The sequence below is a fragment of the Sutterella sp. genome (genome assembly GCF_052272535.1).
Taxonomy (GTDB): domain Bacteria; phylum Pseudomonadota; class Gammaproteobacteria; order Burkholderiales; family Burkholderiaceae_F; genus Sutterella.
This window is the reverse complement of the sequence record NZ_DAVZJY010000182.1, coordinates 1-4,785: the sequence shown is the minus strand read 5'-3', so window position 1 is coordinate 4,785 and position 4,785 is coordinate 1. Positions and strand designations below refer to the sequence as shown.

General features: G+C 66.4%; 3 protein-coding genes. All 3 read left to right on the top strand.

Annotation, left to right across the window (positions count from 1 at the left end):
• Positions 1-136 precede the first annotated feature (136 nt).
• The 3 genes from tkt (at position 137) to ACT6Y9_RS08670 (ending at position 4,583) form a co-directional block, all read left to right on the top strand.
• Positions 137-2,146 (top strand): transketolase, encoded by a 2,010-nt coding sequence (tkt, locus tag ACT6Y9_RS08680; RefSeq protein WP_443744248.1) that lies wholly within the window; start codon positions 137-139, stop codon positions 2,144-2,146.
• A 52-nt stretch (positions 2,147-2,198) separates the two neighbouring features.
• Positions 2,199-3,206: a type I glyceraldehyde-3-phosphate dehydrogenase gene (gap, locus tag ACT6Y9_RS08675; protein WP_443744247.1), complete on the top strand. Its 1,008-nt coding sequence runs from the start codon at positions 2,199-2,201 to the stop codon at positions 3,204-3,206.
• 177 nt (positions 3,207-3,383) lie between these two features.
• On the top strand, positions 3,384-4,583 hold the full coding sequence (locus ACT6Y9_RS08670) for a phosphoglycerate kinase (protein WP_443744246.1): 1,200 nt from the start codon (positions 3,384-3,386) through the stop codon (positions 4,581-4,583).
• The last annotated feature ends 202 nt before the right edge of the window (positions 4,584-4,785 follow it).

Genomic DNA, 4,785 nt, shown 5'->3' with positions numbered 1-4,785 from the left:
GCGAGGCTCAGCGAATCAAGAAGCTCCGGCCTTCAGGCCGGAGAGTGATCACTGATAAAATCTTGGATTCAGCAGGGGAGCGCCTCCCGGCGGTCCTCCCCGTTCAATTTCTCTCTCCTTCCGAGAACGACTACCCATGTCCCAGGTCTCCCCCCAGACGATGGCGAACGCGATCCGCGCGCTCGCGATGGATGCTGTCCAGAAAGCCAAGTCCGGTCATCCCGGCATGCCGATGGGCATGGCCGACATCGCCACCGCGCTTTGGTCGCGCCATCTGCGCTTCAACCCGGCCGATCCCAAGTGGCTCGGCCGCGACCGCTTCATTCTTTCGAACGGCCACGGCTCGATGCTGCAGTACGCGCTTTTGCACCTCACGGGCTACGACCTCTCGATGGACGACCTGAAGGCCTTCCGTCAGTTGGGCAGCAAGACCCCGGGGCATCCCGAAGTGGACGTCACGCCGGGCGTGGAGACCACGACCGGTCCGCTCGGCCAGGGCATCGCCAACGGCGTCGGCATGGCGCTTGCCGAGAAGCTTCTCGCCGCGGAGTTCAACCGCGAGGGCTACGACGTCGTGGACAACCGCACGTACGTGTTCCTCGGCGACGGGTGCCTGATGGAGGGCATCAGCCATGAGGTCTGCTCGCTCGCGGGCGTCTGGCACCTCAACAAGCTCATCGCCATCTACGACGACAACGGCATTTCGATCGACGGCGACGTCCGCGGCTGGTTCCAGGACGACACGCGCGGGCGCTTCGAAGCCTACGGCTGGAAGGTGATCGGTCCGGTCGACGGCCACGACATCGATGCGATGGACCGCGCGATCGCCGAGGCGAAGACGTCTGAAGACAAGCCCGTCCTCATCATCGCGAAGACCACGATCGGCAAGGGCTCGCCCCACCGCCAGGGCACCGCGAAGGTGCACGGCGAGGCGTTGGGCGACGAAGAGATCGCCGCCACCAAGGCTGCGCTCGGCTGGCAGTACGGCCCCTTCGAAATCCCCGCCGAGGTCTACGCCGCGTGGGATCACCGCGAAGAGGGCGCCCGCATTGAAGCGGAGTGGAACGAAAAGTTCGCCGCCTATGAGAAGGCCTATCCGGAGCTCGCCGCCGAGCTCATGCGCCGCCTCTCCGGGGAGCTCCCCGCCAATTGGGACGAAGTGGTGATGGATGCCGTGTGCGCCGCCGCCGAAGCTCAGGAGACGGTTGCGACCCGCAAGGCGAGCCAGAAGGCCCTGAACGCCCTCGCACCCGCTCTGCCTGAGCTCCTCGGCGGCTCGGCGGACCTCACGGGCTCCAACCTCACGAACTGGAAGGACGTGAAGAGCCTCAACACGGGCGACTTCCACGCCCGCCACATCAGCTACGGCGTGCGCGAATTCGGCATGTCGGCGATCCTCAACGGCATCGCGCTCTTCGGCGGCTTCATCCCCTACGGCGCGACCTTCCTCACGTTCTCGGACTACTCGAGGAACGCGCTCAGGATGTCCGCGCTCATGAACCTGCGCGCGATCAACGTCTTCACGCACGACTCGATCGGTCTGGGCGAGGACGGCCCGACCCACCAGTCGGTCGAGCACGTCCCGTCGCTGCGCCTCATTCCGAACATGGACGTCTGGCGTCCGTGCGACACCGTCGAGACGGTCGTCGCCTGGGCTGCGTCGATCGAGCGCGCGAAGGGCGCCTCCTGCCTCATCTTCTCGCGCCAGAACGTGCCCTTCATCGACCGCGATGAAGTGGACGTGGACGCGATCACGAAGGGCGGCTACGTCGTCGCCGAAGCCCCGTTGGGCGCGGGCGAAGCGCAGGCGATCATCCTCGCCACGGGCTCCGAAGTGGGGCTCGCCATGGAGGCGCGCAACCTCCTCGCCGCCCAGAACGTCCAGGTCCGCGTCGTTTCGATGCCCTGCACGAACCGCTTCGACCGCCAGACGAAGGAGTACCGCGAGTCGGTCCTCACCCCGGGCACGCCGGTCCTCGCGATCGAGGCGTCGCGCACCGACCTCTGGTGGAAGTACTTCACCGGCCGCGGCGACGTCCTCGGCGTCGACACGTTCGGCGAGAGCGCCCCGGCGAAGGACCTCTGGAAGAAGTTCGGCTTCACCGTCGAGAACGTCGTCGCCAAGGTCGAGGCCCTGCTGAAGTAAGGCCCACCCCGTTCGAGAACCTCATTACCGCAAACAAGAAGGAAGCACTGCAATGACTATCCGCGTCGCCATCAATGGCTTCGGCCGCATCGGCCGCAACGTTCTCCGCGCCCACTACGAGTACGGCAAGAAGCACGACATCGAAATCGTCGCCGTCAACTCCCCGGGCGACGTGACGGTGAACGCGCACCTCCTGCGCTACGACACCGTTCACGGGCGCTTCGGCTCCACGGTCGAGGTCGACGGCAAGGACATGATCGTTGACGGCGACCGCATCCACGTCTTCGGCACGCGCAATCCGCGCGAGCTTCCCTGGCAGGACCTCGGCATCGACGTCGTGATGGAGTGCACGGGCGCCTTCAACTCCAAGGAGCTCTCGCAGCCGCACCTCGACCAGGGCGCGAAGAAGGTCCTCCTCTCCGCTCCGGGCAAGACCGCCGACGCGACGATCGTCTACGGCGTGAACCAGAACACGCTCAAGGCCACGGACGTCGTCGTTTCGAACGCCTCGTGCACGACGAACTGCCTCGCGCCGCTCGTCAAGCCCCTGCAGGAGAAGATCGGCCTGGAGCGCGGCCTCATGACGACGATCCACTCCTACACGAACGACCAGGTCCTCACCGACGTCTACCACAAGGACCTGCGCCGTGCGCGCGCCGCCACGCACTCGATGATCCCGACGAAGACGGGCGCCGCGAAGGCTGTGGGCCTCGTGCTCCCCGAACTCAACGGGCTCCTTGACGGCTTCGCCGTGCGCGTCCCGACGATCAACGTGAGCTTCGTGGACCTCACCTTCCTCGCGAAGCGCGACACCTCGATCGAGGAGATCAACTCGATCCTGCGCGAGGCGAGCGAGGGCGAGTTGAAGGGCATCCTCGGCTACAACGACCTGCCCCTCGTCTCGTGTGACTTCAACCACGATCCGCACAGCTCGATCTACGACGCGACGCTCACGAAGGTTTCGGGCCGACTCGTCAAGGTCATGGCCTGGTACGACAACGAGTGGGGGTTCTCGAACCGCATGCTCGACACCGCCTGCGCGATGATGGCCGCGAAGTAATTCAGCCGCCCGATTCCCGCACCGCGATGCGCTAGAACGCCGGAGCCGCATTTCAACCCGCTGGGGAGGGATTTCCTCAGGGCGGGCGGAAGTGCGGCTCTCTTCATTGGTGGGGAACGCGCGCCCGGAACGGAGCGCGGCCCCGCCTGCGAAACATCTCAAAGGAGCATTTCAGAAATGCACGTCAAAACGCTTCAGTCCCTCGCCGACCAGGGTCTTCTTCAGGGCAAGCGCGTCTTCATCCGCAGCGACCTCAACGTGCCGCGCGACTCCGAAGGCCGCATCACGAACGACGCACGCATCGTCGCGAGCCTGCCGGCGATCCGTCTGGCCCTCGCCGCCGGCGCGGCGGTGATGGTGACGAGCCACCTCGGCCGCCCGAAGGAGGGCGTCGTCACGCCCGAGGATTCGCTGCAGGTGGTCGCCGACCGCATCGGCGAACTCATCGGCCGCGAGGTGCCGCTCGTCGCGAACTGGACCGAGGGCGTCGCCGTCAAGCCCGGCGACGTGGTGCTGCTTGAGAACTGCCGCTGCAACGTGGGCGAGAAGAAGTGCGACGAGGCGCTCTCGAAGAAGTACGCCGCGCTCTGCGACGTCTACGTGAACGACGCCTTCGGCACGGCCCACCGCGCCGAGGCGACGACGGTCGGCATCGCGCGCTTCGCGCCCGTCGCCTGCGCCGGCCCCCTGATGGCGAAGGAGATCGACGCCCTCTCGAAGGCCCTCGGCGCGCCGTCGCGTCCGCTCGCCGCAATCGTCGCGGGTTCGAAGGTCTCGACGAAGCTCACGATCCTCTCGAACCTCGCCGAGAAGGTCGACCGCCTGATCGTGGGCGGCGGCATCCTCAACACGTTCCTGCTCGCCGAAGGCCATCCGATCGGCAAGTCCCTCGCCGAGCCCGACCTCGTGCCCGAATGCCGCAAGGTCCTCGAGATCCTGCGCCGCAAGGGCGCGTCGCTCCCGATGCCCGTGGACGTCGTTGCGGCCAAGGCCTTTGCGGCCGATGCGCCCTACCGCGTCTGCAGCGTGGACGACGTCGCCGAGGACGAGATGATCCTCGACGTGGGTCCGAAGACGGCCGAGCACCTCGCGCGTGAACTCAAGAGCGCCGGCACCATCGTCTGGAACGGCCCCGTGGGCGTCTTTGAGATGAAGGCCTTCTCGAAGGGCACCGAGGCGCTCGCCTATGCGATCGCCGAGGCGACCGACCACGGCGCCTTCTCGATCGCGGGCGGCGGCGACACGGTTTCGGCCGTGAACGTCTTCGGCGTCGAGGACCGCATCTCCTACATCTCGACGGGCGGCGGCGCCTTCCTCGAGTTCCTCGAAGGCAAGAAGCTCCCCGCGGTCGCGGTGCTCGAAGAGCGCGCCGAATAACCCGCGGACGGACGTCCGCATCCGCCCCGCAGCCCTCCGTTCTTCGAGGACGGAGCCGGCCTGCGGGGCGCAACATTTAGAAGGGCGGCCCCGAGCCGCCCCGACCACCACCAACAGAAAAACCCCTCCAAAGGAGAAGACGAATGATTGACCAAAAGATAGGCCTCGCGCAAGCCCCGTCCTTCAGGGCGAGGTTAGCGAG

Excerpts from the sequence above, each read along its gene's own strand:
- gap (WP_443744247.1), top strand. The coding sequence starts at position 2,199 with ATGACTATCCGCGTCGCCATCAATGGCTTCGGCCGCATCGGCCGCAAC.
- ACT6Y9_RS08670 (WP_443744246.1), top strand. The coding sequence starts at position 3,384 with ATGCACGTCAAAACGCTTCAGTCCCTCGCCGACCAGGGTCTTCTTCAG.
- tkt (WP_443744248.1), top strand. The coding sequence starts at position 137 with ATGTCCCAGGTCTCCCCCCAGACGATGGCGAACGCGATCCGCGCGCTC.